Origin of the sequence: Mycobacterium sp., assembly GCF_025933915.1 — a bacterium.
Lineage (GTDB): Bacteria > Actinomycetota > Actinomycetes > Mycobacteriales > Mycobacteriaceae > Mycobacterium.
In genome coordinates this window covers 26095-52403 of the sequence record NZ_JAICZA010000009.1, presented here as the reverse complement: position 1 = coordinate 52403, position 26309 = coordinate 26095, and the positions used below count along the sequence as shown (strand labels likewise).

The window sequence follows — 26309 nt, the reverse complement described above, 5'->3', positions numbered from 1 at the left end:
GGCCCCGTCATGGGTGCGGCACCGCCTGCTGTGGGGCTGCTTGCCGAGCCAGCCTTTCGTCGTGGATCCTGACGAGCTCGCGGAACCCCAGCCGGTGGTATTTGGGTATCGGCTGGATCCCCCAGACGTCCTGTGCGGTGGCCTTGCCCTCGGCGCCCTCCGGGGGCCCGAACGGCGGGTAGGGGTACTTGCACTCCAAAGTGTCGTTGGAGTACCGGATTTTGAGCAGTTCACTGCAGACCTCAGTGAGGCTCAGCGTCGGGTAGCCGTAGTAGACCGCCATGAACGGCAACGTGAACGCACCTTCGATGACCAAAGCCACCAGGCACACCAAGACGGCCCGCTTGATCCATCGGTGCATTCGTGCGTAGTACGGCGTGGTCCCCGGCTCGAGATCGGCGGCCGGGTCTTTGTCTTCGGTGGTGGGTGCGGTCATGGCACAGTTCCTTTTAGTCGGAGAAGATTTCGCGATTGACGGTGTGCAGATAGGGGATGGCCAGGAACGGGGTGATGTAGAAGATGTCGTAGAGCCACCAGCCGATGACCGGGAACACGACACCGGCGTAGCGCACATCGGCGAACATGGTCATGTTGAACACGTAGGCGGACCAGATCACCACGCCCATCCAGCAGGTGACGACCATCCACTGATGACCCCACCGCTTCATCTGTAGAAACCCGATCGCCGCGGCCACCCGCATCGAGAAAACGGTGAAGATCAGGCCGGCCACATAGGCTTTCTCACCCGGGCCCGCCGAGCCGCCGATCCATAACTCGTTGTAATGCCAGAAGTAACCGGCGTCGAACATGTTGCCCCACCCGACCATCAGCACCCTGTTGATCAACGTGTGGTTGGCGACCAGGTCCAGGGCCCAGCCCAGGCTGTTGAGCATCCCGTCGATCAGGACCAGATACCCGATCAGGGTCACGATCATGGGCCGGACCGATAGGCCCGCGCGCAGCGCCTGGCGCTGCAGCCATACTCCGCGCATGAAAATGGGAAATCCGATCAGGCCCGGCGCCCACATGCCCATCAGGGCGGCGCCGACGATCATCCACTTGTCGGCATGGCGCTGGGCCCGGCGGGATTCGTCGTGGTGATCCTCGAGGCTGGGCGATCCGTCGGCACGGTCCGGCTCGCCCCCCGAATTGCGTTTGAGCAGCGGCACATTCACAGATTCCACCACCCCCGCGCGAACGACATGTAGAGCTGGATGCCAAACATCGCCAGCAGATAGCCGTAAATGAAGATTTGGAAGATGATGAGCGCCCTTTTGCGCTTCTCCTCCTGTCGGTCCATGCCGGTTGCTCCTTTCTCTAAGACGAACTGTTCGAGGCGGCCAGGCTGGCGGCCGCGACTTCACGCAGACCGTCGGTGACCGCGCCGTCGGTGCTCAGTGGCGCGAGTATGCAGGCGTCAGCCGCGTCCAATTCGGTTGCGCCGGCGGCGATCAACTGGGCGGCGGTGACCAGCACCCTGGTCGACGGCGGCTCGAAATGGAAGGCTTCGTCAGCGGTGCGGATCGCCACCGCGCAGCCGACCAGCCGCCGGGCGGTGGTCAGGGGGATTCCGGATTCGGCGACGATCACATCGGCCTCGCGGTCGGGCGGCAAATACTGCATCGTCAGCGTGGCGAACCGCTGGCGGAACGACGGTTTGAGCTCTTTGAGTGAGCTGCGATAGGCCGGGTTGTACGAACACACCAGCATGAACTCCTCGGGCGCCTTCACCACCTCACCGGCGCGGTCCAGGTACAGCGACCGCCGGTGATCGGTGAGCGAATGCAGGATCGCCAATGAGTCGTGGCGAGCCTCGACGACTTCGTCGAGATAGCAGATCGCGCCGGCCTTGACGGCCCGGGTCAGCGGGCCGTCGGTCCAGACGACATCACCGCCGGTCACCATGAAGCGGCCGACGAGGTCGGAGCTGGTGAGATCGTCGTGGCAACTGATCGTCACCACCGGCCGCCGCAGCAGCGAGCCCATGTGCTCGACGAAGCGGGTCTTGCCGCACCCGGTCGGACCGGTGAGCATCACCGGCAGGCGCCGTAGGAAGGCCTGCTCGAATAGCTGAACTTCGTTGCCGTTGGCGAAATATGTGTCGGTGGTCATCTCTTCCTCAGGTGGTCGGCAGTCAGGCTGCGACCAGTTCGCGATGGACATGGGCCAGTACCCGGGGCAATTCCTCGATGCGCCGGATTCGTTGCGACCGCCGCGGTCCGAACACCTCCGGAAGGGGGTCGACGCGGGTAGGCCCGACGCCCACGTAATACATCGACACCCCGGCCTCGTTGGCCTCCTCGACGGCGTGCGCGGTGTCGGCCCAGGCGTAACGGCCCTCGTAGCCCTCATCGGAGATCAGCCCGTCACCGATGATGATCAGCAGGCGCCGCTCGGAGGTCTGCGCCAGCAGCCGGCTGGTTAAATGGCGAAGTGGCGCACCGAGTCTGGTGTAGCCGCGGGTGGACAGGCCCAGCCCGCTCGGCGGCACGAACCGGCGGTCTTCGAAGTCTTTGAGGCACCGCACTTCGACCCGATGGCGGGTGTTGCCGGTGAACACGAAGACGCCATGGCGTTCGCGCGCCAGCGTCATGGCACGCGAAAGCGCGTCGGCGCACGCCAATTCGAGTTGGAACACGCGACCGCCATGCACCCCCAGCGACGAGCTGCCATCGAGCAGCAATGCGGTGGTGACGTCGCGGCTGCTGGGCAGCAGGTCGCGGAACACCCTCGGTTCCTTGGCCTCACCGGTCGTCAGGTCGATGTAGTGGTTGACGTATTGGTCGACGTCGAGGTCGGACCCGTCTTCGAGGCGGTTGGTCATCGTCCGGTGGGTGTGTTCTTCGAACCACTTGCGGACGTCGACGGCCACCGGCACCGGCCGGCGGAGGTGTCGGCCGTCGGCATGCTCGATGACGGCGACGTGGTCGTGCATGAATCGCTGTGTCCACATGTTCCATTCGGGATAGGGAATCCCGGGCCGGTGTTGGGGTGTGACGTCGAGATCGTTGTCCTGCGGCCGGCTCGGCGGCGGCAGGTTGGGATTGCGGACGCCCCCATCACCGCCGACCGGAACCGAGTACGGCCGGGGGAGACGTTTCTGCGTGGTGGTCCACGGCATCCTGCCAAAGCTGCGTCGCAACTTATCGGTCAACCCATGCGGCGCCGTGTAGGCCAGCGGTAGGGCGCCCAGCAGCGGATGGACCGTCAATTCCTGTCCCGTGGCCGCCAATGCGATTGCCCGGCTGAGCATCTGCGTGGCATCCATGTCAGCGGCTTCGGTGCCGACCTCGGGGAGCAGTCGTTGAACCTCGGGTAGCAGGCCGGGCCACCGCGCCGCTATCCAGCCGACGGCGACGCCGCCTTCGACCAGCGTGAGCGCACGCAGTTCGGGTACGGACAGCTCGTTCAGGCGATATTCGGTGACACGTTCCTTTGATGGCGAGCATTGCAGCGCCACACCGCAGGTCACGGTCCTGCGTGTCCAATCGGCATTCCAGCGGCCGGGGGCGGGGTAGGGGACATGAACGAAGGTGAGCGCCGCGTTCAACCCGAAACCTCGCCGGTCGCCGGTGACGAGCCGGACGCCTTCGCGCCGCTGCTCGCTCAGCGCGACCGCCGTCACGGCGCAACTGCGTTCCAGCGCCATGGCGTGGCCATCGGAATGTTCGGTCATCGGTCCAATCCCGCGTTCCCCGACCCCGGCTCAGAACGTCCCGATGTTGGAGAACAGCCAGTACCAGAACCAGATGATCAGTCCGGTGCCGCCCCACGCGGCGACATAGCGAAGGATCTCCCACAGATAGCCCACGATGTGACCTCCTCGGTGACGTGGTCGGTTGATGCGTACTGAGATGTCGAGAACTCTCGTGAACCAAAGGCGCGTACGGCTTTCAGTCGGAGAAGAGTTCGCGGTTGACGGTGTGCAGATAGGGGATGGCCAAAAACGGGGTGATGTAGAAGATGTCGTAGAGCCACCAGCCGACGACCGGCAGCACGACGCCGGCGAAGCGCACGTCGGCGAACATGGTCATGTTGAAGACGTAGGTAATCCAGATCACCACGCCCATCCAGCAGGTGATGACCATCCACTGGTGGCCCCAGCGTTTCATCTGCAGAAAGCCGATGGCCGCGGCGATCCGCATGGTGAAGACGGTCAGGATGAGGCCGACCTCCAACGCCTTTTCGCCGGGGCCCGCCGCGCCGCCGACCCACAGCTCGTTGTAGTGCCAGAAGTAACCGGCGTCGAACATGTTGCCCCACCCGTTGAGCAGCACGCGGGCCAGCAGCGTGTGGTTGGCCACCAGGTCAAGGGCCCAGCCGACGGTGTTGATGGCGGCGTCGATAATGACGAGATAGCCGAGCAGGGTGACCAGCATCGGCCGAACGGAGAGGCCGTCTCGTTGTGCCCGCCGCAGCAGCCGCACTCCCCAAAGGAACAGGGGCAGCCCGAAAATGCCCAGGGCCGCGGTGCCGATCAGAAGACTGCCCGAGATAAGCCATTTGTCGGCCCGGCGCTGCGCGCGCTGGGAGCGTTCCATGTGCTCGTCGATGGCCAGACCCGGCGGGGCGGAGCCGGACGATCGCGTGGCTGCACCTATCCCGGCGTCGCGCTGATGCAGCTTCGGCAAATCCACGAACCCTCCCCGGTCATCGACGCTGATTGGATCGGCTCGTGCACTATAACAGGCTGACTAGAGTCAGCAAAAGGCATCGACAGGGTTGGTATGGCGCTAAGCCGCGCTTCGCTGTGTTCCCAGATTATTAGCGCGTGGCACAGCGCAATACTCACGGTCTGGGCAGCTGCCTGTGTCGTATCCACGTTGCGGTGGTACTGACGAAAGTCAGCTGGCAATCGTTGACACACCCTTCGGGACACGCCTACGCTCAGCGAGCGCTCAGGCGTTCTGGCCATGCAAAGGAGTAGCGATGACGCTCAACTCGCCGCCCGAGAAGAAGTATCGCGTAATCCAATGGGGCGTAGGCAATGTCGGAACGATAGCGCTGCGCCATTTTGCGCACAACCCTGCCTACGAGCTGGTCGGGGTGCTGTGCAATCGTCCGGAGAAGGTCGGCAAGGACGCCGGTGAACTCTGCGGAAAACCGCCGACCGGTGTGCGGGCGACCACCGACAAGGCGGTCATCGAGGCGCTCGATGCCGATTGCGTGTTCTATGCGCCGTTATGGTCTGACCCCGATGAGGTGTGCCGCTTGCTGCGCGGCGGCAAGAATGTCGTCGCGTCGGGCGGGGCGTGGTGGTATCGAACTGAGCACAGTCAGGCGGACATTGACAGGATCGATGCCGCGTGCCACGAGGGTGGCACGTCGTTTTATGCGGGTGGTGTCAACCCGGGCTTTGCCGGAGACCTGCTCGTCCTGACGCTGGCCCGAATCGTCAGTCAGATCGACACCATTCACATCTACGAGGTGGTGAATTTCGGGCGGGACACCCTGAAGTACCTGTATGAGATGGGCATGGGAAGCGATCCGGCCGGGTTTGAGGATGGCCCAAATCTGTTGGGGCAAGCATGGCCATTGTTCGCGCAGTCGATGGCGATGATTGTGGAGGGAATGGGTAAAACGGTCGAGAAATACACGACTGAGGTGGAGCTGGGATCGGCCACGCGCGACATCCCCTTCGAAGGAGGGGAGACCAGCGACATGCCCGGCTTCAGGGGCGTGATCAAGAAGGGTACTGTCGCTCGCCAGCATCACAAGTGGACGGCGTGGGTGGACGGTAAGCCCCTCATAATCTTTCACGAGATATACACGATGGACACCTTCGATGCCATTGAACCGCAGGAGGATTGGCCTCAGCACTACCACTACCGGATAGTGATCGAGGGTGATTCATCCACCGAGCTGATCCTGCAGGGAGCGCAAGACCCCAACGGCGGTTACGCGCTGCCCGGCTACACCTGGACCGCGATGGGCCCCGCCAACGCCATTCCCGCAGTGTGCGACGCGCCGCCGGGATTCATGTCCCACAAGGAACTCGGACTGATGCCGCTGCGTGGCGTCATACGGCCCTAGCGTCAGGGCTTCAGACTTCGCACCGTCCTCGCGACGAAGTCTTCGAGCAGGGTGTGGCCGGCCGGCCAGTGGTTGGTCGTGATCAACAGGGAGTAGAGGCCCAGCAAGAAGAACACCGCACTGTTCATCGCATTGACGTGCGGATCCGTCTCACCGCGCTCTTGCGCCTGCGCGATTTCCTGGGCGACCAGGACGATCAACGGGTGATCCCTGCCGTCCTCGGTCTGCGGACGGGTTTGGGAGAAGTGCAGCGCGAGAAAGTCATTGAAGAGCCGATCGCCCAGGCGGCGTTCCAGTCCGACCACGAGGCGCACCGCCTCATTCAATGCGGAGACAAGATCGTGCTTGGACTTCAAGAATTGTGCGAACTGCTTGGCTATGCGGTCCTCTTCGCGGCGCTCCAGCTCCAGCAGCACATGCTCCTTGGTGGGGAAGTGGAAGAAGAAGGTCCCATGCGCGACTCCTGCCGCGGCCACGATGGCACTGACGTCGGCCTCGGCCATGCCGGCGCGGGCGAACTCCGCGATTGCGGCGCCCATCAAGCGCTCCCTCGTCTGCAGGCGCTTTGCTTCTCGTGCCGACAGGCGATCCGTCACGGCCATTTCTTTCCTCACGGTTGACCCGGCTCATGCGAGAGTTACGGGGCTCACCGGCCCATTATGCCGTGCCTGTACCAAAAAGGCTTGCATAACTTGATCATTGTCCGATAAGCGGTGGCACCACGCACATCGGTCGCGTGGGTTCATTGACTTTAGTCAGCTATGTTCCTAGATTGAACTGCGCACCACACCACGTGCGATCGAAGGAGCTCGGCATGGCGTTGGAACAGTTCCAGCTGGACGGACAGGTCGCGATCGTCACGGGCTCCGGGAAGGGCGTCGGGGCGGGCATTGCCCGGGTGCTGGCGGAGGCGGGCGCCACCGTTGTCGGGACCGCACGTACCGAGGCGGATATCGTTGGCACGATTGAGGGTATCGAGGCCGCGGGCGGCAAGGGGTTGGCGCTCGTCGCGGACGCGATGAGTCGTGCCGATTCAGAGCGCGTCGTGAACACCGCGATGGAGCGGTTCGGCCGCATCGACATTCTCGTCAACAATGTCGGCGGTTCCACCTACGCGCGGTTTTTGGACATCACCGACGAAGACTTTCGGCACACCTTCGACTGGTGCGTGACGTCCGCGTTCATCATGAGTCAGCTGGTGGCCCCGCACATGCTCGGTGCGGGACACGGCTCCATCGTGAACATTTCGTCCGGCTCTGCCCGGTTCGGCATCCGGGCGCTGACCGCCTATTGCGTCGCGAAGGGCGGCCTCGAGGCGCTCACCCGCGCCATGGCGCAGGAACTCGCGCCGAAGATCCGCGTCAACGCCATCGCTCTGGGTTCATTCGCCACCGACGGTCTGCGGGGCAGCCTGGACCTGATGCCCGGGTCGCTGGAGAAAATGCAAGAGGCCACACCGCTGCACCGCCTGGGTGACGTCGAGGATCTCGGGCGGCTCACGGTGTATCTGTGCACGCGCGACTGTTACGCGACGAACGCGACCTTCCACGTCGACGGCGGCATCGACTCGAACAATTCGCCGCTGCCAATACCCGATTACTGAACTGGACTGTGGTTCAACGCGGCATGATGGGTCATCTCCGACGGTCGGAAGGATGAGGGCAAGTGCGCAGAGTCATTCAGTTCTCCACGGGAAATGTGGGCCGGCATTCGTTGCGGGCGATCATCGGCAGACCGGATCTGGAACTGGTCGGGGTGCACGCCGCCAGCGCCGAGAAGGTGGGCCGGGACGCGGCGCAGCTCTGTGGGCTGGACGAACCGACCGGCATCATCGCCACCGACGATATCGACGCGCTGCTGAACCTGGGCGCCGATTGCGTCGTCTACACGTCTCAGGGTGAGACCCGGCCGATGGAGGCCATCGAACAGATGGCCAAGTTCCTCGCGGCGGGCATCAACGTCGTTGGCACGTCGATGGTCTGGCTGGTCACGCCCCGCCATGCCGACGATTGGTTGCGGGAGCCCTTGGAGCGTGCCTGCGCGGCCGGTAACACCTCGCTCTACGTCAACGGGATCGACCCCGGCTTCTCCGGCGATACGCTGGTGCACTCGGCGGCGAGCCTGACCACGCGGATCTCGTCGATCACCGTGCAGGAGATCTTCGACTACGGAAACTACGATGACGCCGAGTTCACCGGTGCGGCAATGGGATTCGGATCAACTGAGGACGACGATTCGCCGATGATGTTCCTTCCCGGGGTCATCGTGTCGATGTGGGGCGGTCAGGTCCGCAGTTTGGCGGACAACCTGGACATCAAGCTCGACGACGTGCGCCAACGCGTCGAACCGTGGTACACCCCAGAACGTATCGAATGCACGATGATGACGGTGGAGCCGGGACAGATGGCCGCGGTTCGGTTTGCCACCGAGGGCGTCCGCGACGGCGAACCGGTCATCACCCTCGAGCACGTCACCAGGCTCACCCAGGCCGCTGCGCCCGACTGGGAGTTCCCGCCCGAGGACCACACCGGGGTGCACCGTGTCGTGGTGGAGGGTGAACCACGGGTGGAAATCAACACCCACGTCTCCCACCCGGTACTGGATTCCACTGACGCAGGGTGCATCTCGACGGCGGGCCGGGCGGTCAACGCGATCGACTGGGTGTGCAACGCGCCCCCGGGGCTGCTCGGTGTGGAGGACATCCCGCTCTCCGCGACGATGCGCGGCCTGATGTGGAACGAGCGGTGAACTGACGAACTCAGCTCCGGGACGTGTCGCCGGTAAACGCATTCTGATCACGGGTGCCGCGCGCGGTATGGGGCGCAGCCATGCGCTGCGGCTCGCCGAGGAAGGTGCGGACCTCATCCTGCTTGACATCTGCGAATCCCTGCCGCAGATCGAATACCCCTTGGCCACAAGGCAAGAGCTCGAGCAAACGGCGCAGGCGGTGAGCGACCTCGGCCGTCGCTGCGTGAGTTGCGTCATCGACGTCCGTGACGAGGCGCGACTGCGGTCCGCGGTCGACGACGGAGTCGGCGAGCTGGGCGGCCTGGACGGCGCGGTGGCCAACGCCGGGGTGTTGACGGTCGCGGCGTGGGACAAGACCACCGCCGATCAGTGGCGCACGGTGGTCGACGTGAACCTGATCGGAGTGTGGAACACCTGCGCGGCCGCGATACCGCACCTGCTCGAGCAGGGTGGAGGCAGCCTGGTCAATGTCAGCTCGGCCGGTGCCATCAAAGGCTTTCCGTTGCAGACGCCCTACACGGCGGCCAAGCACGGCGTCGTCGGCTTGACGCTGGCCCTGGCCAACGAACTGGCGGCACAGAACGTGCGCGTCAACACGGTGCTTCCCACGGGTGTGCCCACCGGGATGGTTCCGCCGTCGTTCGGGCCTCTCTTGGGCGAGCAGCGGTCCGATCTGATTCCCATCTTTGTGAACGCGATGCCCACGCCGGCCGTCGAGCCCGCCGACGTCAGCAGCGCGGTGCTGTTCCTGCTCTCGGACGAGTCCAGGTACGTGACGGGGCTGCAGTTCAAGGTCGACGCGGGCGTGACCATCAACTAGAGCGAAACTCGCCAACGCCGGCCGCAAAAGTTTGCGTGTTCAAGCTGCGGGCGGGTGGGGTACGGGATACAAATAGCTGACCTCGATGAGGAGGGCTCATGACAAATGTCCGGACGTCCGCGCTCGGCCTGACGGCCACCGCAATGCTGCTCAGCGCCACGATGGCAGGCTGCGGCCAGGACACGGGTTCGACGGCGTCGTCGGGTTCGGCCCCGGCGTCGAGCGCGGCCATCTCGTCGGGCCCCTCGTCCTCTCCGGGGGCGCCGGGGGACTACAGCTCCATGCTGATCAAGCCCGCCGACGTCGGGCCCAATGCCACCGCTGACGGGCCGCCGACTCAGAATCCGGGCGGCATCGTCGGCGTGGGACAGGTCTTCAAGAACCCCGACGGCAAGCGCACCATCGTCGACACGATCGCGGTCTTTCCCGATGCGGCCACGGCCGACCAGACTGCCGCGAACATGCGAGACGTCGTCGGCAAGAAGGTCAGCGGCCAGCAGCAGCCCATCGACATCGGCTCCAACGGGTTCATGGTGATCGGGCAGGGCACCGACCCGGCCAACCCCATGGAGATTTCCGAGGCGGTGTTCGTCGAGGGCAGAGCCATGGTCGACCTGGAATCCGACTGTGTCATCGGCAATCCCACGCCGGCCGATGTCCTGCTCGATCTCGCCCGCAAACAGGACGCCGCCATCAAGGCGGGCCTGCCAGCCAGCTGAGTGGCCGCGGGTTCACAGGGGCCAGCCGTCGGGCTGCAGCGTGTAGCGCAGCGCGGCGGCCGGCGGCAATGGCCGTCGCTTATCGACCGATATCGCGTCGACGACGAGGGCGACGTAGCGCCGCCAGCCGTCGCTGTCCGAATCCATCGTCGACAGCACGCTGAAGAGCATCGCGATCAGGCGAGGCAGGTCGTCGCTGACCAGATCGGCGCGGATGCTGCCGACCCGCTGGCCTTCGCGGGCAAGCTCGGCGAGCGCGGCGTTGAGCGACACCGAGATGTCGGAGGTGAGGGACCCGGCCCGGCGTGCGGCGGACAGCAGGCTGTGTTCGCGGGCGCCCAGCGAGATCGCCGCCTCGATCAGTTGGGTGAGCCCACGGAGTGGATCCTTCGCGCGGCGGGCGCTGTCGATCACCGGGGTGAGATCCTCGGCGATGCTTTGGTCCAGTGCCGCCAGGACGAGGTCCGCCTTGGTGGGAAACCTGCGATAGAGGGTTCGTTCGCCGACGCCGGCCCGGCGGGCGACCGCCTCCACCGGGGCGTCGGGGCCCAACTCGCCGTAGACCTCGCGCGCCGCGCGCAGGATCCGTTCGACGTTGCGTGCCGCGTCCGCCCGTAACGGCCGGTCTTCCACCGCGGTCATTGTGACAGCGTAACTGACGGTTGACTCCCGACAACCGCCCCTTTACGCTCTACAACTGGCAGGTAACTGACACTTAGTGGGAAACACGGTTTATGTCAATATCTTTCGAGACGTCCGACTCCTGCTCGGACGCCGGGCTTCCGGCACTGCCTGTGCCGCGTCCCGCGCAGTGTCCGCTCGCGGTGCCGGTAGAGTTCGCGAGCTGGCGGGAAGAGCCCGGGCTGCGACGGGCGATGTTCCACGGCAACCCGGTCTGGGTGGTGAGCCGTTACCAGGACATCAGGGCCGCGCTGGTCGATCCGCGCCTGTCCGCGAAGACCATTCCGGACTCGATCATGCCCACGGACGCCGACAACAAGATCCCGGTGATGTTCGCGCGCACCGACGATCCCGAGCATCACAGGATCCGCCGGATGATGACCGGCAACTTCACCTTCCGGCGTTGCGAATCGATGCGGCCGCACATCCAGGAGATGGTCGACCACTTTCTCGACGAGATGGTCGCCATGGGGCCGCCGGCGGACCTGGTCCGTGAATTCGCCTTGCCGGTACCATCATTGGTAATCGCGCTGCTGCTGGGAGTGCCGCCCGAAGATCTCGAGCTCTTCCAGCACAACACCGCCGCCGGGCTCGACCAGAAGACGTCCGACGCGGAAAAGGGACAGGCCTTCGGGGCGATGTACGCCTACATCCAGGAGTTGGTGCGACGCAAGGAGCGCGAACCCGGGGACGATCTGATCAGCCGTCTGATCACCGAATACGTCGCGACGGGCCAACTCGATCACGCGACCACGGCGATGAACAGCGTGATCATGATGCAGGCCGGCCACGAGACCACCGCCAACATGATCTCGCTGGGAACGGTTGCGCTGCTGCAGCATCCCAGCGCTTACGCGCGACTGGGCCAAACCGACGAACCGGCCGTCATCGCGAATATCGTCGAAGAACTGATGCGCTATCTCAGCATCGTGCACAGCCAGGTCGACCGCGTGGCGACCGAAGACCTTGTGATCGGCGGCCAGTTGATCCGCGCCGGAGAGTTCGTGATGATGAACCTGCCCGCCGGGAACTGGGACACCGAATTCGTCGACGATCCGGAGAAATTCGACATCGATCGAAACACGCGTGGGCACTTGGGATTCGGCTACGGCGTGCATCAATGCATCGGGGCCAACCTGGCCCGCGTCGAGATGCAGGTCGCGTTCGCCACCTTGGCCAGGCGGCTGCCCGGACTGAAACTGGCGGTCCCGCCGCAGGAGTTGAGTTTCAAGTACGCCGACATCTACGGCATGAAAGAGCTCCCGGTCACCTGGTGATGACGACCAAGCCGCTGCGGTTCGACCGGCAGGTCGCCGTGATCACGGGTGCCGCCGGGGGATTGGGCAAGGAATACGCGCTGTTGCTGGCGTCGCGTGGGGCGCGCGTCGTGGTCAACGACACGGGCGGGTCGGTGACTGGTGACGGCTCGAACACCGAGGCGGCAAGCGCGGTCGTGGAAGAGATCGAAAAGGGGGGCGGTGAGGCGATCGCCGACGGTCACAGCGTGACGAATCCCGAAGGCGCAGTGGCGATTATCGATACCGCCGTGCGTACCTGGGGGCGCGTGGACATCGTGATCAACAATGCGGGCATCGTCGGTGACGCGCCGTTCGAGGAGATGACCGCCGAGCGGCTCGAACCCCTGGTGGATGTGCACCTCAAGGGCGCGTTCTATGTGACACGTCCCGCGTGGAAGGTCATGCGCGAACAGCGGTACGGTCGCGTGCTCAACACCTGCTCGGCCGCGGGGATCCTTGGCGCCGAACGCATGAGCAACTATGGTGCGGCCAAAACGGGGTTACTGGGCCTGACGCGTGTGCTCGCCGCCGAAGGGGCCACGCACGGCATCAAGGTTAATGCCATTTCCCCGATCGCTTACACGCGGATGTTGACGCATTCGCTCGACCAGGCAACCGGCCAGCAGACCGTCGAAAATGATGCGGCGTCGCAGGCTGTGCTGGACGACCTTGTGGGCCAATACCTCCAGAAACTGGACCCCGCGCAGGTCGCGCCCGTCGCGGCCTTCCTCACCCACCGGGATTGCCCGGTTTCCGGTGAGATCTACACGGTGGGCGCGGGCCACGTCGCGCGGTTCTTCATCGGCAGGACAAAGGGTTTCTACCGCCGCGGGCTATCCATCGAGGATGTGCGCGACCACCTCGACGAGATCCGCAACGAGGACGGATACACCGTTCCGGACGGGCCCGGTGACGAAATGAGCGAGCTCTTCGCGATCATCGCAGGGGACCTCAGCAGCTGAACGCCGCCCCGACCCCGTCCGGCGGCGGCACCGACCGTAGGCAGCCGAACGGCTCGATGCCGGCGGGGCTGAATTTGGCCGCCGACTGGTGCGCGTAGTTCACGCAATACAGGCCGGCTTGATCGGCGCGGCACCGATAGTCGCCGAAGGACAGCGAATCCCCGTTGGCCAGCTCGGGCCCGTTGCCGTTGAGGAACGGACCGGGGTCGGCCCGGGCCGCTCCGATCTGCAGATTCACCCCATCGAAGGTGACCCAACCGGCCTGCCATTCGCCGTAGGCCGTCGCGGGCGCCGGCGCGGGCGTGGTCAGCTTCGCCAGACAGACCAGGGCGCCGCCGGTGTGTTGGGAGTCCGTCGCGCAGGAGACTTTGCCGGCCGCGCCTGTCAGGGCGATGTCGTCGCCCAGCGGTGTGGCCGCACCGTCGCGGGTGGCCGTGTGATAGCGCCCCGGATCGGCGGGGTGGCCCGCCTCGATCCACGCGATGACGTCGGAGATCGCGGCACCGGAGGCCGGCGCGGCGGAGGTTCCCGTCGGTGTGCTTCCCGACGGCCCCGCGGACGTCTGGGTGGCGCCGGGCGTGGGCTCGGAATGGCTGCCCGTGGTGTGTGAGCACCCGGCGAGAAGTAACGACGCGGCGATCATCGCAGCTATCCGCATAAGTCAGGCTAACCGCCGCGCCGGGCGATTAAGGCGCTGCGCGCGCGTTACGGACGGCATGTCGGTTACCGTCGGGTTATGCATGACCGGACTGTCCGCGCACGCACGGCCCTCGGCACCGTCGAGGGCTTCACCCGCGACGGGGTCAATCGGTGGCGGTCGATCCCGTATGCCCGCCCACCGGTGGGAGACCTGCGCTTCCGGGCGCCGCGGCCGGCGGCGCCGTGGTCGGGGGTCCGGCACTGTCACGGCTTCGCCAATTGCGCGCCTCAGCAGCGCCGCTACACTCTGCTCGGCCTGTCGGGTTTCGGAGGCCGCTATCAGCCGATGGGCGAGGACTGCCTCACCCTCAATGTCGTGGCGCCCGAGGCCCCCGAGGGGCCGCTACCCGTCATGGTCTTCATTCACGGCGGCGGGTATTTCCTGGGCAGTTCGGCGACACCGCTGTACGACGGGGCGGCGCTGGCACGGCGGGGGTGTGTGTACGTATCGGTGAACTACCGGCTCGGCGCGCTGGGGTGTGTGGATTTCTCGTCGCTGTCGACTCCCGATATCACCATCGACAGCAACCTGTACCTGCGCGATCTGGTGCTGGCGTTGCAGTGGGTTCGCGACAGCATCGCCGGGTTCGGCGGTGACCCCGACAACGTGACGATCTTCGGCGAGAGCGCGGGCGCCTGTATCACCGCTTCCTTAGTGGCGGTACCCGCCGCCGAAGGTCTGTTCGCAAGGGCGATCTCGGAAAGCCCCGCCTCGGGTCTGGTGCGCTCGAAGGAGGTTGCCGCTGAATTCGCGAACCGCTTCGCCGGCCTGCTCGGGGTGCGCAGGCAGGATGCCGCCGACGCGCTGATGCGGGTGTCCGCGGCCCAGCTGGTGAAAGCCCAACACGCATTGATCGACGAGGGCATGCAGAACAAGCTGGGCGCCTTCCCGATTGGCCCCGTCGTCGGTGACGACGTGCTGCCGATGGATCCCGTCGAGGCGATGCGGCGCGGCGAGGCGCACCGGGTGCCTCTCATCGTGGGCACCAATGCCGAAGAAGGGCGGCTGTTCACGCGGTTCCTGGCAATGTTGCCGACCAACGAGTCGATGGTCGAAGAGCTGCTGGCCGAGGCGGAACCCGCTATCCGCGAACGCATTACCGCCGCATACCCGGAGTATCCCGAGCGCGCGGCGTGCATCCAGCTCGGCGGTGATTTCGCGTTCGGCTCGGCGGCCTGGCAGATCGCCGAAGCCCACGCCACGCACGCGCCGACCTACCTCTACCGGTATGACTACGCCCCGCGCACGCTGCGCTGGTCGGGTTTCGGCGCCACCCATGCCACCGAGTTGCTGGCGGTTTTCGACGTCTACCGCACCAGGTTCGGCGCGTTGTTGACGGCGGCAGCGGATCGCCGCGCCGCGTTGCGGGTGAGCAACCAGGTGCAACGACGCTGGCGCACCTTCAGCCGCACGGGTGTCCCGGGCGAGGACTGGCCTCGCTATAACGCCGCCGATCGCGCCGTGATGGTCTTCGACCGGCAATCCCGCGTCGAGTTCGATCCACACCCGCACCGCCGGATGGCATGGGACGGCTTCTCACTCGCGCGCTGACCTGGCACGCTAACCCCATGCATGCCGAGACCGAGCAAGTCATCGAACGACCCAGTGACCTCACCGCAGCCTGGTTGGCCACGGTGATCGGCACCGGACCCATCGCCGACTTCTCCGTCGAGCGCATCGGCACCGGCCAAATGAGTGAGTGCTACCGCATCCGGCTCAGCTATGCCGACGCCGACGGCGCGGGGCCGTTCGACCCTCTCAACAGACCCGAGTCGGTGGTGCTCAAGGTCGCGGCCACCGACCCGGTGAGCCGGCAGACCGGGCTGGCTCTGGGACTCTACGAGCGCGTGGTCCGCTTCTACGGCGACATCGCGCCGCGACTGGGTGGACCGATCGCGCCCTGCTACCACGCGGCGGTCGACACCTCGACGGGCGTGTTCGATCTGCTGCTGGGCGATGCCGGTCCGGCCGTGGTCGGCGATGAAATCGCCGGTGCCACAGCCGAACAGGCCCGCCTCGGCGCGGTCGAATTGGGACGCCTGCACGGCCCGCTGCTCGGCGACGTCTCGCTGGCCCAAGCGCCATGGCTCAACCGCGAGGCGCCGCTGAACCAGGCGATGATCACCCCGCTGTACGCGGGTTTCGTCGACCGCTATGGCGACCAGATCGCACCCGAGCACCGCGTGGTGTGCGAACGTCTGGTGGCCGCGTTCGACGGCTACCTCGCTCAAGAAGCGCAGGCGGCGGGATCTTCCGGACAGGGCCGCATCCAGGGCCTGGTGCACGGCGATTACCGACTGGACAACATGTTGTTCGGTACCGCCGGCGCCGACCGCGCGTTGACGGTGGTCGACTGGCAGACGGTGTCCTGGGGCCCGGCACTGACCGACCTGTCCTATTTCCTTGGTTGCGCGCTGCCGACCGAGGACCGCCGGGAGCACTACGACGCACTGTTGCGGGCATACCACGAGGCGCTGGGCCCTCACGCGCCCATCACCCTGGACGACGTCGCCGACGGTGTCCGCCGACAAAGCTTTTTCGGCGTGATGATGGCGATCGTCTCCTCGATGCTGGTGGAACGCACCGACCGTGGTGACCAGATGTTCATGACGATGCTGCGCCGGCACTGCGATCACGTGCTCGATACGGACGCGCTGTCGACACTGCCGGTCGCGGTGGCGCCCGAGCCGCTGCAACCGTCACCCGAGGACGAACTCGCCCACGATCCCACCGCCGAACCGTTGTGGAGCGAGAGCTGGTATGCCGACTTCGCCGACACCGCACAGGGATTGGGCGGCTGGTTCCGCCTCGGCCTGGTGGCCAACGAGCAGACCGCATGGGTTCACGTGCTGTTGTGCGGCCCCGACATGCCAACCGTCGCCGTCGACGCGCAGGTTCGGATGCCGCCGGATCCGTGGACGGTGCGCACCGACGAGTTCGAGCTCAGCCATTCCGCCGGTGCGCCATTACAGGGCTACCGCGTGGACGTGCGCGCGCGGGCCCAGGCTTACGCCGACCCCGCGGCGTTGCTGCGCGGGGAGACCGGCACGCCGGTCGCGATGACCATGAACCTGGTGTGGGACACGGACGGAACCCCGTATAAGTACGGGCTGACGACGCGGTACGAAATTCCGTGCACCGTCTCGGGCACCGTCACGATCGGCGACACCAGCTATCGCGTCGACTCGGTTCCCGGCCAACGTGATCACTCCTGGGGTGTGCGCGATTGGTGGAGCATGGATTGGATTTGGAGCGCGCTGCACCTGGACGACGGCACCCATCTGCACGGCGTCAACATCCGCATCCCCGGCGCGCCCGCGTTCAGCATCGGCTACGCGCAGGACGCCGCCGGACGGGTTACCGAGCTGCAGACGGTCGACTCACGAGAGTCGTTTGACGGCAACGGGTTACCGCTGAACGCGGCGGTGACGCTCAACCCGGGGGAGATCACCGCCAACGTGGACGTGCGCGGCCAGGCGCCGGTCCGGCTCACCGCCGCGGACGGACGGGTCAGCCAGTTCCCCCGCGTCTGGGCCACGGTCACCACCGCTGACGGGCGCAGCGGTGTCGGTTGGCTGGAATGGAATCGCAACCTCGGCGACCAAACGTAGGTGAGCGGATCGGCCCCCGTGGTGGTGATGGGCGTATCCGGATCGGGCAAGTCGACGGTCGGGGTTGCGCTCGCGCGACATACGGGGGTCCCGTTCGTTGACGCCGACACCCTGCACCCGGCGGTCAACATTGCCAAGATGGCGGCCGGCGAACCGCTCGACGACGACGACCGTTATCCCTGGCTGGAACTGGTCGGCGAATGGTTGGCCGGTCACCGCGACGGCGGTGTGGTGAGTTGCTCGGCGCTCAAACGGAAGTACCGCGACCAGCTGCGCGCGCGCTGCCCAGGCGTCGAGTTCCTGCATCTGTCCGGCTCGGCGGAACTGATCGGCCGCCGGCTGGCGGCCCGGGCGGACCATTTCATGCCGGCCTCACTGCTGCGGTCGCAGTTGGACGCCCTGGAGGCCTTGGGCCCCGACGAGGCCGGCATGACCGTCGACGCCGGCCACGATGTCGACGCGATCGTCGACGCGGTCCTGGAGGCGCGTCGCTAGCAGGGGATGACGCGGTGGTGTAGCATTCTGCTACAGCCTGTAACGGTATGCTGCACCAGGGAGGAAGTCATGGCGGAGGCTCTCGATCGCGTCACCCGTGTCGCGTCCGACCTGATGGACAGTGCGGCGGCCGAGGGCGCCCGCCAGAGTCGTTCGGCCAAACAGCAACTCGACCACTGGGCGCGGGTCGGACGCGCGGTGTCCAGCCAGCACACCGCGTCTCGGCGGCGGGTCGAAGCCGCGCTGGCCGGCCAGCTGGCGACCAGCGAACTCACCGTCGAGGAGGGCGTGGTGTTCAACGCCGAGATCTCCGCGGCCATCGAAGAAAGCCTGGCGCGCACCAACTACGGGGCGACGCTGGCCGGGCAGGGGGTCACCACGGTCGCCCTCAACGAGAACGGCGACATTGTCGAGCACCGGCCCGACGGCGCCGCCGTGGTGCTCGCGGCCGGGCGCTGACCCGAGCTTCGTGGGCGCGGCCCGATGGATCGACTTGATTTGGTGGTCGGGCCGAACGGTGCCGGCAAGTCGACCTTCATCGCGTTCACCCTGGCGCCGCTGTTGCCCGCAAGCCTTGTGGTCAACGCCGACGAAATCGCACGGCAGCGCTGGCCGGAGGATCCGGCGGCGCGCGCCTACGACGCCGCGCAGATCGCCGCCGGCACGCGCGCGAAGCTGATCGACCTGGGTCGGTCATTCGTCGCGGAGACCGTGTTTTCCCACCCGTCGAAGTTGGACCTCGTCCACACCGCCCGCCGCGCGGGCTTCACCGTCGTCCTGCACGCGCTGCTCATCCCGGAAGACCTTGCCGTCGAACGTGTCCGGCACCGGGTGCGTGCCGGCGGCCACGACGTACCGGAATCCAAGGTCCGCCAGCGCCATCGCCGCTTGTGGACACCGGTCGTCGAGGCCGTCGCGCTGTCTGACATCGCCACCGTCTACGACAACAGCCGCCTGCGCGGGCCACGCATTGTCGCCCGGCTCAGCGGCGGCCTGACGATCGGTTCCCCCGACTGGCCCGCATGGACGCCGGAGATCTTGCGGTCGCGCTGGCCGGACTAGTTCACGGGTGCGGGCGTCATCGCCAGGGCAGCTTGCGGCGGCCGGCCTCGACCTGCCCGCCGGCTCGCTCACGTGCGGCGTCGGCGAGATGGCTGCCACGCTGGCGGGCGGTCTCGGCGAGCTCCTCCCCGCGTACACGCGCCGTGTCGGCCAGTTTTTCGCTGCGCTTGCGTGCCTGCTTGGCTAATTTTTCGCTGCGCTTGCGCGCCTTCTTGGCCAGTGGTGCGGCCCGGTCGGCGGCTTCGTCGGCCAGTTCTTCGCTGCGCTTGCGCGCCCGCTCGGCCAGATAGGCGGCCCGGTCGGCGGCCTCGTCGGCCCATTCCTCCCCGCGCTTGCGCGCCTTCTTCGCCAGCGGCTTGCCGCGCTCGGCCGCGGTGCTGGCCAGCTCGCGGCCGCGTTCGAGCGCGGTTTCGGCGTACGGGGCGCCGCGTTGCGCTGCCGTGCTGGCCAATTCGCGGCCGCGTTCGAGCGCGGCTTCGGCGTAGGGCGCGCCCCGTTCGGCCGCGGTGCTGGCCAACTCGCGGCCACGTTCGGCGCCGACCTGCAAGCCGTGCGCGATCCGATCACCCAGCTCGGAAAAATCGGCGTCGAAGGCCGAATCGTCGGATCCGGGCCACGCCGACGACACCCTTTCCGAGAGCCGCTCGGCCGCCCGGCGGCCGCGCCACCCCAGCGAGGGTTTGCCCGCGGTGTCGGCGGAGGCGATCAGAAGCCCGCCGAGCAGGCTGAGATCGGTCAGAAATTGCTGGCGTTTCTGGGCTTTGGCCGCCGGGTCGCTCTCATTCCAGAACGAGTGCGCCCCAAGGTTGGCCGGCAACACCGTCACCGCGAGCGCGGCCGAGGCGATGCGGGGGAGCTTGCCGGTGGCAAGCAGCAGGCCGCCGCCGATTTGCACGGCCGCGGTGATTTGGGCCACCGTCTCGGGGTCGCTCGGAATGTTGCCGCTCACCGAATCCGGCAACGCCTGCAAGCCGTCCGCTGCCGGCGCCGCCGCCTCGGCCGCCGATTTGGGGTGGAGCAGTGAATTGACTCCTTGCCCGATGAATGCCACTGATAACAGGGGTCGCGCGATTCTCCTGATCACCATGGCCCGTGTATTACCCGACTGCTTGTCGAGCAAACCGTGACGCCGATATGCGCAGCTAGGGCAGCGCAGCGGCGCACCCGGATAGGGTGGGGCGGGTGCGAGCGTTGATCATCGTCGACGTGCAAAACGACTTCTGCGAGGGCGGCTCCGTGCCCGTGTCCGGCGGGGCCGCCGTCGCGCCCGCCATCAACGCCCACCTGGGCGGGGCGCCGGGCTATCGGTACGTCGTGGCGACCCAGGACTTCCATATCGACCCGGGTGACCATTTCTCCGACCGGCCCGACTACTCCTCGTCCTGGCCCCCGCACTGCGTCGCCGGAAGCGTGGGCGCGGAGTTTCGCCCCGACCTGGACACCACGCGCATCGATGCCGTCTTCCGCAAGGGCGCCTACTCCGCGGGGTACAGCGGCTTCGAGGGTGTCGACGAGAACGGGACCCCGCTCGTGGAGTGGTTGCGGCAGCGGGGGGTTGACGGCGTCGACGTGGTCGGCATCGCCACCGACCATTGCGTCCGCCGGACCGCCGAGGACGCGGCCCGCGCGGGTCTGACCACCAGGGTGCTGGTCGACCTGACCGCGGCCGCGGCGGCGGATTCGGCCGCCGCGGCGCTGGCGGAAATGGAATCCTTCGGCGTCGAGCTGGTGGGGGGACGGTAATGGTGGTGCCACTGGACCGGGAACGCCTGCTCGCGGCGGTGGAGCGCTCGCCGCAGGCGGCCGGCGCGCACGATCGCGCCGGGTGGGTGGCGCTGTTCACCGGCGACGGCCGCGTCGAGGACCCCGTGGGCTCGCGACCCCACGTGGGACATGAGCAGATCGGCCGCTTTTACGACACGTTCATCGGCCCCCGTGACATCAAGTTTCATCGCGACATCGACATCGTCTTCGGCACGACGGTTCTGCGTGATCTCGAACTCGAGGTGGCGATGGGCCCGGCGGTGACGATGTACATTCCCGCGTTCCTGCGCTATGACCTCCGAGAAGCCAACGGCCAGTGGCTCATTGGTGAACTGCGGGCCTATTGGGAGTTGCCGGCCATGTTGGCGCAGTTCCTGCGAACCGGCCCGGGCGCGGTGGCCCCCGCCCTGCGCCTGTCCACAGGGCTGCTGACGAATCAAGGATGGCGGGGGACCGCCGGTTTCATGGCCGGATTCCGGCGGGTGGGCGCGCGCCACCGGGGGCTGGTGCGAAGGTTTTTCGCCGCCGTCGCGCGGGGAGATACGTTCGCCGCCGCCGGGGCGTTGTCATCAAGGGCCACAATAAGTTTGGGTGATCGTGACCCCCTCGAGCTGGCTGAACTGGTGGAGCAACTGAACGGGGCCGGCGCCACCAAGATGAACAGCGCGGGCCCGACGGTCGCGGTCTCGATCAACTCGGGTCACGGGCGCGCCATCATGTTCGCCGATGTGGCGTGGCGCGGCGACGCGATCAACCGGATCCGGTACTTTCCCGGCTGATTCGGCTCTGTTCAGTGCGCCACCATCAGCGCCAGCGACGCCGCGGATAGGCACAAGTAGGCACCGGGAAACGCGATGTTGTACAGCACATGGGCTCTCAGGTGGGTCAATACCGCACCGACGAAAAACAGAACCAGGCCGGCGGCGGCAGCGATTCCCAACTCGCGTGGGCCCAGCAGCCCGACCACGATCCCGGCGGCCCCGGCCAGCTTCACCGCACCCAGCGCCGGTAACCACGAACGCGGCACCCCAACCTGGGCGGAGTTCGCCAGCACGAATCGAGCCGGAACGAGATCGGCGATGGCGATCGCGGCGGTGATGGCCGCGGTGAACAGCGTGATCACGACAAGCGCGGTGTGCATGTCGATCAATCCCTTGTCGCGCAGCGATTTCCGCGGCGGCGACTTGCGCGGTTGCAGTGCGCACCGCGGCGCGCAGACGGTAAGGTCATGGTGTTGGTCTCCTTCGCAACAGGAAGTCCGTTGGATGCGGTCATCTCCTTGACGATTTCCGCGCAGAAAAGGTGACCCATGGGCACAACAACGGATTTGGTGGCTCTCGCGCAGCGTTTCGACGCGGATCGGCGACACCTGAGATCGGTCGCGTTCGGACTGCTGGGCTCGGTGGCCGACGCGGACGATGTCGTGCAGTCGGCGTGGCTGAAGGCAAGCCGAGCGGACTTCGGGGCCGTCGACAACCTCTCCGGCTGGTTCACCACGATCACCGCGCGCGAGGCGCTGGACCAGCTCCGGGCCCGCAAGCGACGCGCGGAACAGCCACTCGCCGAACCCGACGAACTGGATCGGCTGGCCGGGACGGCGTCGGCGCCGGCCGAGGAAGACGCGCTGCTGGCGGAGTCGGTGAGCAACGCGCTGCTCGTCGTGCTGGACCGGCTCTCACCCGCACAGCGCGTCGCCTTCGTGTTGCACGACGTGTTCGCCATGCCGTTCGAGACGATCGCCGCGTTGCTGAACCGGTCGCCGGATGCCGCGAAGAAGCTCGCCAGCCGGGCCCGAGGCCGGCTGCACGCCGGCCCGGCCGCCCAACCGCGCCGCACCACCGTCCACCTCGAGGTGGTGGAGGCGTTTCTGGCGGCCTCCCGCGGCGGCGATATCGCCGCTCTGCTGCGGCTGCTGGCTCCCGACGTGGTGCGCACGGTCGACCGGGCCCTGGTCCCCGAGGACGTGTCGACGACGCTGCGCGGCGCCAGGCAGGTCGCCGAGGAGACCCGCCGGTTCGCCCGGCGGGCACGCGCCGGTGCTGTCATGCTCATCGACGGGACACCGGGCATCGTGATCGCCGCCCGGGGGCGCGCTCAGGTCCTGCTGGTGATCGGCATCGGAGCCGACGATCGCATCCACACGATCGATATCACCGGCAATGCCGACCGCATCCGCGGGGCGGCGCTCGCGCTGCCACGCTGGCCGATCCAGGAACATCACAACGTCATCGGGTACCAAGGACCTCAGACAGAGCCGGTCAAGGGCCGGCACCGCGGCTAGACCCGGGAGAGCCATGCTCGATAAGCCGTTCGGGCGGCGCAGCCTGCTGCGGGGCGCCGGCGCGCTTTCCGCGGCGGCGCTGGCACCGTGGCCGGCCGGTTGCGCTCCCGACGACGACGCGCTGACCTTCTTCTTCGCGGCCAATCCGGACGAGCGTGACGCCAGGATGCGCATCGTCGACGAGTTTGCGCGCCGCCACCCCGACATCAAGGTTCGCGCGGTGCTGTCCGGGCCGGGCGTCATGCAACAGCTTTCGACGTTTTGCGTGGGCGGACGATGCCCGGACGTGCTGATGACCTGGGAACTGTCCTACGCCGAACTCGCCGACCGCGGTGTGCTGTTGGATCTGAACACCCTGTTGGCGCGTGACAAAGCGTTCGCCCGGCAGCTCAAGGAGGACAGCATCCCGGCGCTGTATGAAACCTTCACGTTCGACGGGAGACAGTTCGCGCTTCCCGAACAATGGTCGGGCAACTTCCTTTTCTACAACAAACGGCTGTTCGCCGACGCCGGGGTACCGGTACCGCCCGCAACGTGGGAACGGCCTTGGGATTTCACCGAATTCCTGGACACGGCCCGCGCGCTGACCAAGCGCGACGCAGCCGGGCGCGCCGCGCAGTACGGGTTCGTCAACACCTGGGTCTCGAACTACTCGGCCGGCCTGTTCGCGATGAACAACGGCGTCCCGTGGTCCAACCCGCGAGTGAATCCGACCCACCTCAATTTCGACAACGACGCCTTCCAGGAGGCCGTGCAGTTCTACGCCGACCTGTCCAACGAACACCGGGTCGCGCCGAATGCGTCGGAGACGCAGTCGATGTCGACCCCCAACCTCTTTGCGGTGGGACGGGCGGCGATCGCGCTCGGCGGACACTGGCGCTACCAGACCTACCTGCGCGCCGAGGACCTTGACTTCGATGTTGCGCCGTTGCCGATCGGGCCGGCGCTGGCAAAGGGGCGTGCCGCGTGTTCCGACGTCGGCGCCACCGGGCTGGGTATCTCGTCGACCAGCCCACGCAAGGAGCAGGCCTGGGAGTTCGTGAAATTCGCGACCGGACCGGTCGGGCAGGCGCTGATCGGCGAATCCTGTCTGTTCGTTCCCGTGCTGCGCTCCGCGCTCAACTCGGAAGGGTTCGCCAACGCCCATCGCAGGATCGGCAATCTCGGCGTGCTCACCGAAGGGCCGGCCTTTTCCGAAGGCCTGCCGATCACCCCGGCCTGGGAGAAGGTCAACGCCTTGATGGACCGCAACTTTGGTCCCATCCTGCGCGGTCGCCAACCGGCGACGTCATTGGCCGGGCTGTCCCGCTCCGTCGACGAAGTGCTGCACAGCCCATGACCTCGATGCGTTCAGGCGGTGCGGTCGCCCCGGTGGGGAAGGCGATCGAAACGACCCCGAAAGGCCCGAGCCCGTGGCGTCGGCACGCCTGGGCGGGCCGGCTGTTTGTCACCCCCAACCTGGTGGCGGTCGCGGTGTTCATGCTCTTCCCGCTGGGCTTCTCCCTGTACATGAGCTTTCAGCGGTGGGATGTGTTCACACCGCCGAAATTCGTGGGCCTGAAGAACTTCGGAGATCTGTTCACCGCGGATCCGCTCTTCGTCATCGCGATCCGCAACACGGTGATCTTCACCCTGGGGACGGTGCTGCCGACGGTCGTCATCAGTCTGGCCGTCGCCGGTGTGCTGAACCGAAAGGTCAGGGGCATCGGCATTTTCCGCACCATTGTCTTCCTGCCATTGGCGATCTCAACGGTCGTGATGGCGGTGGTGTGGCAGTTCGTGTTCAACACCGACAATGGCTTGCTGAACATCATGCTCGGCTGGGTTGGGCTCGGTCCGGTCCCGTGGTTGGTCGAGCCCCGATGGGCCATGGTCTCGCTGTGCATTGTCAGCGTATGGCGCAGCGTGCCGTTTGCCGCGGTCATCTTGCTGGCCGCAATGCAGGGTGTCCCGGAAACGGTGTACGAGGCGGCCAAAATCGACGGAGCCAGCGAGATAAGGCAATTCGTCTCCATCACGGTGCCATTGATCCGGGGGTCGATCTCGTTCGTGGTGATCGTCTCGGTCATCCACGCCTTTCAAGCGTTCGACATGGTCTATGTCCTCACCGGCCCTGGCGGCGGGCCGGAATCGGCGACCTACGTCCTGGGCATCATGCTGTTCCAGCATGCGTTTTCGTTCCTCGAGTTCGGATATGCATCCGCTCTGGCGTGGGTGATGTTCGCCGTCCTGCTGGTGCTGACCGTGGTGCAGTTGAAGGTCAGCCATCGACGTTCTTTGGAGACTTCACGTGGGCTTAAGTGAGGGTGCCATCAGGCGCACCGCGGTGCGCGGCGGCGTGGTCTATGCCGCGCTGCTGGGCATCGCCTGGTGCGCGCTGTTCCCGATAGCGTGGGCGGTGTCGGGTTCGCTGAAAACCGAGGGCGAGGTCAGCGAGCCCACGCTGTTGCCGGCGCACCCGCGGTGGTCCAACTACACCGACGTGTTTGCGTTGCTGCCGTTCGGGCGGATGTTCTTCAACACCGTGGTGTACGCGGGATGCGTCACCGCCGGGCACGTCTTCTTTTGCTCGCTGGCCGGATACGCCTTCGCGCGACTGGACTTCCGCGGTCGCGATGCGCTGTTCGTTATGTATTTGGGCACGTTGATGGTGCCCCTGACGGTGACGGTGATCCCGCAGTTTCTCGTGATGCGGACCCTGGGATGGGTCGATACTCCGTGGGCGATGATCGTGCCGGGCTTCTTCGGTAGCGCGTTCGGCACCTACCTGATGCGGCAATTCTTCCGCACCCTCCCCACCGACCTGGAGGAAGCGGCGATACTCGACGGCTGTTCACCGTGGCAGGTCTATTGGCGCATCCTGCTGCCCCATGCCAGGCCGGCGGTGATGGTGCTCGCGGTCCTCACCTGGGTCAATGTCTGGAACGATTTTCTCTGGCCGCTGTTGATGATTCAGCGCAACAGCCTGGCAACCCTGACCCTGGGCCTGGTCCGGATGAAGGGCGAATACGTTGCCCGGTGGCCGGTCCTGATGGCAGCCTCGATGCTCATCATGCTGCCCCTGGTCATCATCTACGCGATCGCGCAACGCTCGTTCGTCCGCGGCATCGCGGTCACCGGAATGGGTGGGTGATC

Annotated in this window: 29 protein-coding genes; 18 read left to right on the top strand and 11 right to left on the bottom strand. The window is 66.4% G+C overall.

Annotation, left to right across the window (positions count from 1 at the left end; translation table 11 throughout):
* Window positions 1–7: 7 nt before the first annotated feature.
* The 6 genes from Q0W90_RS02640 to Q0W90_RS02615 all read right to left on the bottom strand — a co-directional run bounded on the left by Q0W90_RS02640 (window position 8) and on the right by Q0W90_RS02615 (window position 4541).
* Complete coding sequence (locus Q0W90_RS02640; RefSeq protein ID WP_297595129.1) at window positions 8–436, bottom strand: hypothetical protein; 429 nt, start codon at window positions 434–436, stop codon at window positions 8–10.
* 13 nt (window positions 437–449) lie between these two features.
* A complete protein-coding gene (locus Q0W90_RS02635) occupies window positions 450–1175 on the bottom strand; it encodes a hypothetical protein (protein WP_297595130.1) in 726 nt (241 codons plus the stop codon).
* Complete coding sequence (locus Q0W90_RS02630) at window positions 1172–1300, bottom strand: hypothetical protein (RefSeq protein WP_297595131.1); 129 nt, start codon at window positions 1298–1300, stop codon at window positions 1172–1174. Before Q0W90_RS02630 ends, Q0W90_RS02635 begins: the two co-directional genes overlap by 4 nt.
* Window positions 1301–1317: 17 nt before the next feature.
* Complete coding sequence (locus Q0W90_RS02625) at window positions 1318–2112, bottom strand: CbbQ/NirQ/NorQ/GpvN family protein (RefSeq protein WP_297595132.1); 795 nt, start codon at window positions 2110–2112, stop codon at window positions 1318–1320.
* A 22-nt stretch (window positions 2113–2134) separates the two neighbouring features.
* On the bottom strand, window positions 2135–3676 hold the full coding sequence (locus Q0W90_RS02620; protein WP_297595133.1) for a MorD protein: 1542 nt from the start codon (window positions 3674–3676) through the stop codon (window positions 2135–2137).
* A gap of 217 nt (window positions 3677–3893) precedes the next feature.
* Window positions 3894–4541: a hypothetical protein gene (locus Q0W90_RS02615; RefSeq protein ID WP_297697434.1), complete on the bottom strand. Its 648-nt coding sequence runs from the start codon at window positions 4539–4541 to the stop codon at window positions 3894–3896.
* Window positions 4542–4929: 388 nt separating this feature from the next.
* Here Q0W90_RS02615 and Q0W90_RS02610 point away from each other — a divergent pair, with 388 nt between their 5' ends.
* Complete coding sequence (locus tag Q0W90_RS02610; protein WP_297595134.1) at window positions 4930–6033, top strand: dihydrodipicolinate reductase; 1104 nt, start codon at window positions 4930–4932, stop codon at window positions 6031–6033.
* 2 nt (window positions 6034–6035) lie between these two features.
* Here Q0W90_RS02610 and Q0W90_RS02605 read toward each other — a convergent pair whose 3' ends face one another.
* The gene (locus Q0W90_RS02605; RefSeq protein WP_297773010.1) at window positions 6036–6635 is read right to left on the bottom strand and encodes a TetR/AcrR family transcriptional regulator; all 600 of its coding nucleotides are present in this window, start codon (window positions 6633–6635) and stop codon (window positions 6036–6038) included.
* Between the two features lie 212 nt (window positions 6636–6847).
* On the opposite strand from Q0W90_RS02605, the gene Q0W90_RS02600 reads away from it, so the two are divergent.
* From Q0W90_RS02600 to Q0W90_RS02585, 4 genes are all read left to right on the top strand, one after another.
* Complete coding sequence (locus tag Q0W90_RS02600; protein ID WP_297595136.1) at window positions 6848–7636, top strand: SDR family oxidoreductase; 789 nt, start codon at window positions 6848–6850, stop codon at window positions 7634–7636.
* Window positions 7637–7698: 62 nt separating this feature from the next.
* Window positions 7699–8781: a dihydrodipicolinate reductase gene (locus Q0W90_RS02595; protein ID WP_297595137.1), complete on the top strand. Its 1083-nt coding sequence runs from the start codon at window positions 7699–7701 to the stop codon at window positions 8779–8781.
* Between the two features lies 1 nt (window position 8782).
* Complete coding sequence (locus Q0W90_RS02590) at window positions 8783–9601, top strand: mycofactocin-coupled SDR family oxidoreductase (RefSeq protein ID WP_297595147.1); 819 nt, start codon at window positions 8783–8785, stop codon at window positions 9599–9601.
* Window positions 9602–9699: 98 nt separating this feature from the next.
* Window positions 9700–10320: a hypothetical protein gene (locus Q0W90_RS02585; RefSeq protein ID WP_297595138.1), complete on the top strand. Its 621-nt coding sequence runs from the start codon at window positions 9700–9702 to the stop codon at window positions 10318–10320.
* A 12-nt stretch (window positions 10321–10332) separates the two neighbouring features.
* On the opposite strand, the gene Q0W90_RS02580 is transcribed toward Q0W90_RS02585, so the two are convergent.
* Window positions 10333–10962 (bottom strand): TetR/AcrR family transcriptional regulator, encoded by a 630-nt coding sequence (locus Q0W90_RS02580; RefSeq protein ID WP_297595139.1) that lies wholly within the window; start codon window positions 10960–10962, stop codon window positions 10333–10335.
* 92 nt (window positions 10963–11054) lie between these two features.
* On the opposite strand from Q0W90_RS02580, the gene Q0W90_RS02575 reads away from it, so the two are divergent.
* Together Q0W90_RS02575 and Q0W90_RS02570 are read left to right on the top strand one after the other, a co-directional pair.
* Complete coding sequence (locus tag Q0W90_RS02575; RefSeq protein ID WP_297595140.1) at window positions 11055–12278, top strand: cytochrome P450; 1224 nt, start codon at window positions 11055–11057, stop codon at window positions 12276–12278.
* Window positions 12278–13261 (top strand): SDR family NAD(P)-dependent oxidoreductase, encoded by a 984-nt coding sequence (locus Q0W90_RS02570; protein ID WP_297697424.1) that lies wholly within the window; start codon window positions 12278–12280, stop codon window positions 13259–13261. Before Q0W90_RS02575 ends, Q0W90_RS02570 begins: the two co-directional genes overlap by 1 nt.
* Here Q0W90_RS02570 and Q0W90_RS02565 read toward each other — a convergent pair.
* Window positions 13251–13919: a hypothetical protein gene (locus Q0W90_RS02565; protein WP_297773006.1), complete on the bottom strand. Its 669-nt coding sequence runs from the start codon at window positions 13917–13919 to the stop codon at window positions 13251–13253. The genes Q0W90_RS02570 and Q0W90_RS02565 overlap by 11 nt on opposite strands.
* A gap of 78 nt (window positions 13920–13997) precedes the next feature.
* Between Q0W90_RS02565 and Q0W90_RS02560 the strand changes: the two genes are divergently transcribed.
* The 5 genes from Q0W90_RS02560 (at window position 13998) to Q0W90_RS02540 (ending at window position 19129) form a co-directional block, all read left to right on the top strand.
* A complete protein-coding gene (locus Q0W90_RS02560) occupies window positions 13998–15512 on the top strand; it encodes a carboxylesterase/lipase family protein (RefSeq protein WP_297595143.1) in 1515 nt (504 codons plus the stop codon).
* 17 nt (window positions 15513–15529) lie between these two features.
* Window positions 15530–17572 (top strand): phosphotransferase, encoded by a 2043-nt coding sequence (locus Q0W90_RS02555; protein WP_297773004.1) that lies wholly within the window; start codon window positions 15530–15532, stop codon window positions 17570–17572.
* Window positions 17573–18067, top strand: a complete 495-nt coding sequence (locus tag Q0W90_RS02550) for a gluconokinase (protein WP_297697422.1) — start codon at window positions 17573–17575, stop codon at window positions 18065–18067.
* Between the two features lie 69 nt (window positions 18068–18136).
* Window positions 18137–18526: a hypothetical protein gene (locus tag Q0W90_RS02545; RefSeq protein ID WP_297595560.1), complete on the top strand. Its 390-nt coding sequence runs from the start codon at window positions 18137–18139 to the stop codon at window positions 18524–18526.
* Between the two features lie 24 nt (window positions 18527–18550).
* Window positions 18551–19129, top strand: coding sequence for an AAA family ATPase (locus tag Q0W90_RS02540; RefSeq protein WP_297595561.1), 579 nt, complete (start codon window positions 18551–18553; stop codon window positions 19127–19129).
* Between the two features lie 16 nt (window positions 19130–19145).
* Here Q0W90_RS02540 and Q0W90_RS02535 read toward each other — a convergent pair whose 3' ends face one another.
* Window positions 19146–20216: a DoxX family membrane protein gene (locus tag Q0W90_RS02535; RefSeq protein WP_297697421.1), complete on the bottom strand. Its 1071-nt coding sequence runs from the start codon at window positions 20214–20216 to the stop codon at window positions 19146–19148.
* A gap of 95 nt (window positions 20217–20311) precedes the next feature.
* Between Q0W90_RS02535 and pncA the strand changes: the two genes are divergently transcribed.
* Window positions 20312–20872 (top strand): pyrazinamidase PncA, encoded by a 561-nt coding sequence (gene pncA / locus Q0W90_RS02530; protein ID WP_297595563.1) that lies wholly within the window; start codon window positions 20312–20314, stop codon window positions 20870–20872.
* Complete coding sequence (locus Q0W90_RS02525; protein WP_297595564.1) at window positions 20872–21672, top strand: ketosteroid isomerase family protein; 801 nt, start codon at window positions 20872–20874, stop codon at window positions 21670–21672. Before pncA ends, Q0W90_RS02525 begins: the two co-directional genes overlap by 1 nt.
* Before the next feature lie 11 nt (window positions 21673–21683).
* On the opposite strand, the gene Q0W90_RS02520 is transcribed toward Q0W90_RS02525, so the two are convergent.
* Window positions 21684–22034, bottom strand: coding sequence for a DoxX family protein (locus Q0W90_RS02520; RefSeq protein ID WP_297595565.1), 351 nt, complete (start codon window positions 22032–22034; stop codon window positions 21684–21686).
* 168 nt (window positions 22035–22202) lie between these two features.
* On the opposite strand from Q0W90_RS02520, the gene Q0W90_RS02515 reads away from it, so the two are divergent.
* From Q0W90_RS02515 to Q0W90_RS02500, 4 genes are read left to right on the top strand one after another with little or no spacing between them, the layout of a single operon-like run.
* Entirely contained in the window at window positions 22203–23174 is a 972-nt protein-coding gene (locus tag Q0W90_RS02515) for a sigma-70 family RNA polymerase sigma factor (RefSeq protein WP_297595566.1), read from the top strand.
* 13 nt (window positions 23175–23187) lie between these two features.
* Window positions 23188–24513, top strand: a complete 1326-nt coding sequence (locus tag Q0W90_RS02510) for a sugar ABC transporter substrate-binding protein (protein ID WP_297595567.1) — start codon at window positions 23188–23190, stop codon at window positions 24511–24513.
* Window positions 24510–25478: a sugar ABC transporter permease gene (locus tag Q0W90_RS02505; protein ID WP_297595568.1), complete on the top strand. Its 969-nt coding sequence runs from the start codon at window positions 24510–24512 to the stop codon at window positions 25476–25478. The genes Q0W90_RS02510 and Q0W90_RS02505 overlap by 4 nt, the downstream gene beginning before the upstream one ends.
* Window positions 25465–26307 (top strand): carbohydrate ABC transporter permease, encoded by an 843-nt coding sequence (locus Q0W90_RS02500; RefSeq protein WP_297595569.1) that lies wholly within the window; start codon window positions 25465–25467, stop codon window positions 26305–26307. Before Q0W90_RS02505 ends, Q0W90_RS02500 begins: the two co-directional genes overlap by 14 nt.
* Window positions 26308–26309 lie beyond the last annotated feature (2 nt).

Coding starts and splice junctions, on each gene's coding strand:
- Q0W90_RS02640 (WP_297595129.1), bottom strand. CDS start 436: ATGACCGCACCCACCACCGAAGACAAAGACCCGGCCGCCGATCTCGAG.
- Q0W90_RS02630 (WP_297595131.1), bottom strand. CDS start 1,300: ATGGACCGACAGGAGGAGAAGCGCAAAAGGGCGCTCATCATCTTCCAA.
- Q0W90_RS02625 (WP_297595132.1), bottom strand. CDS start 2,112: ATGACCACCGACACATATTTCGCCAACGGCAACGAAGTTCAGCTATTC.
- Q0W90_RS02620 (WP_297595133.1), bottom strand. CDS start 3,676: ATGACCGAACATTCCGATGGCCACGCCATGGCGCTGGAACGCAGTTGC.
- Q0W90_RS02615 (WP_297697434.1), bottom strand. CDS start 4,541: ATGGAACGCTCCCAGCGCGCGCAGCGCCGGGCCGACAAATGGCTTATC.
- Q0W90_RS02610 (WP_297595134.1), top strand. CDS start 4,930: ATGACGCTCAACTCGCCGCCCGAGAAGAAGTATCGCGTAATCCAATGG.
- Q0W90_RS02605 (WP_297773010.1), bottom strand. CDS start 6,635: ATGGCCGTGACGGATCGCCTGTCGGCACGAGAAGCAAAGCGCCTGCAG.
- Q0W90_RS02600 (WP_297595136.1), top strand. CDS start 6,848: ATGGCGTTGGAACAGTTCCAGCTGGACGGACAGGTCGCGATCGTCACG.
- Q0W90_RS02585 (WP_297595138.1), top strand. CDS start 9,700: ATGACAAATGTCCGGACGTCCGCGCTCGGCCTGACGGCCACCGCAATG.
- Q0W90_RS02580 (WP_297595139.1), bottom strand. CDS start 10,962: ATGACCGCGGTGGAAGACCGGCCGTTACGGGCGGACGCGGCACGCAAC.
- Q0W90_RS02575 (WP_297595140.1), top strand. CDS start 11,055: ATGTCAATATCTTTCGAGACGTCCGACTCCTGCTCGGACGCCGGGCTT.
- Q0W90_RS02570 (WP_297697424.1), top strand. CDS start 12,278: ATGACGACCAAGCCGCTGCGGTTCGACCGGCAGGTCGCCGTGATCACG.
- Q0W90_RS02565 (WP_297773006.1), bottom strand. CDS start 13,919: ATGCGGATAGCTGCGATGATCGCCGCGTCGTTACTTCTCGCCGGGTGC.
- Q0W90_RS02560 (WP_297595143.1), top strand. CDS start 13,998: ATGCATGACCGGACTGTCCGCGCACGCACGGCCCTCGGCACCGTCGAG.
- Q0W90_RS02555 (WP_297773004.1), top strand. CDS start 15,530: ATGCATGCCGAGACCGAGCAAGTCATCGAACGACCCAGTGACCTCACC.
- Q0W90_RS02545 (WP_297595560.1), top strand. CDS start 18,137: ATGGCGGAGGCTCTCGATCGCGTCACCCGTGTCGCGTCCGACCTGATG.
- Q0W90_RS02540 (WP_297595561.1), top strand. CDS start 18,551: ATGGATCGACTTGATTTGGTGGTCGGGCCGAACGGTGCCGGCAAGTCG.
- Q0W90_RS02535 (WP_297697421.1), bottom strand. CDS start 20,216: ATGGTGATCAGGAGAATCGCGCGACCCCTGTTATCAGTGGCATTCATC.
- Q0W90_RS02525 (WP_297595564.1), top strand. CDS start 20,872: ATGGTGGTGCCACTGGACCGGGAACGCCTGCTCGCGGCGGTGGAGCGC.
- Q0W90_RS02520 (WP_297595565.1), bottom strand. CDS start 22,034: ATGCACACCGCGCTTGTCGTGATCACGCTGTTCACCGCGGCCATCACC.
- Q0W90_RS02515 (WP_297595566.1), top strand. CDS start 22,203: ATGGGCACAACAACGGATTTGGTGGCTCTCGCGCAGCGTTTCGACGCG.
- Q0W90_RS02510 (WP_297595567.1), top strand. CDS start 23,188: ATGCTCGATAAGCCGTTCGGGCGGCGCAGCCTGCTGCGGGGCGCCGGC.
- Q0W90_RS02505 (WP_297595568.1), top strand. CDS start 24,510: ATGACCTCGATGCGTTCAGGCGGTGCGGTCGCCCCGGTGGGGAAGGCG.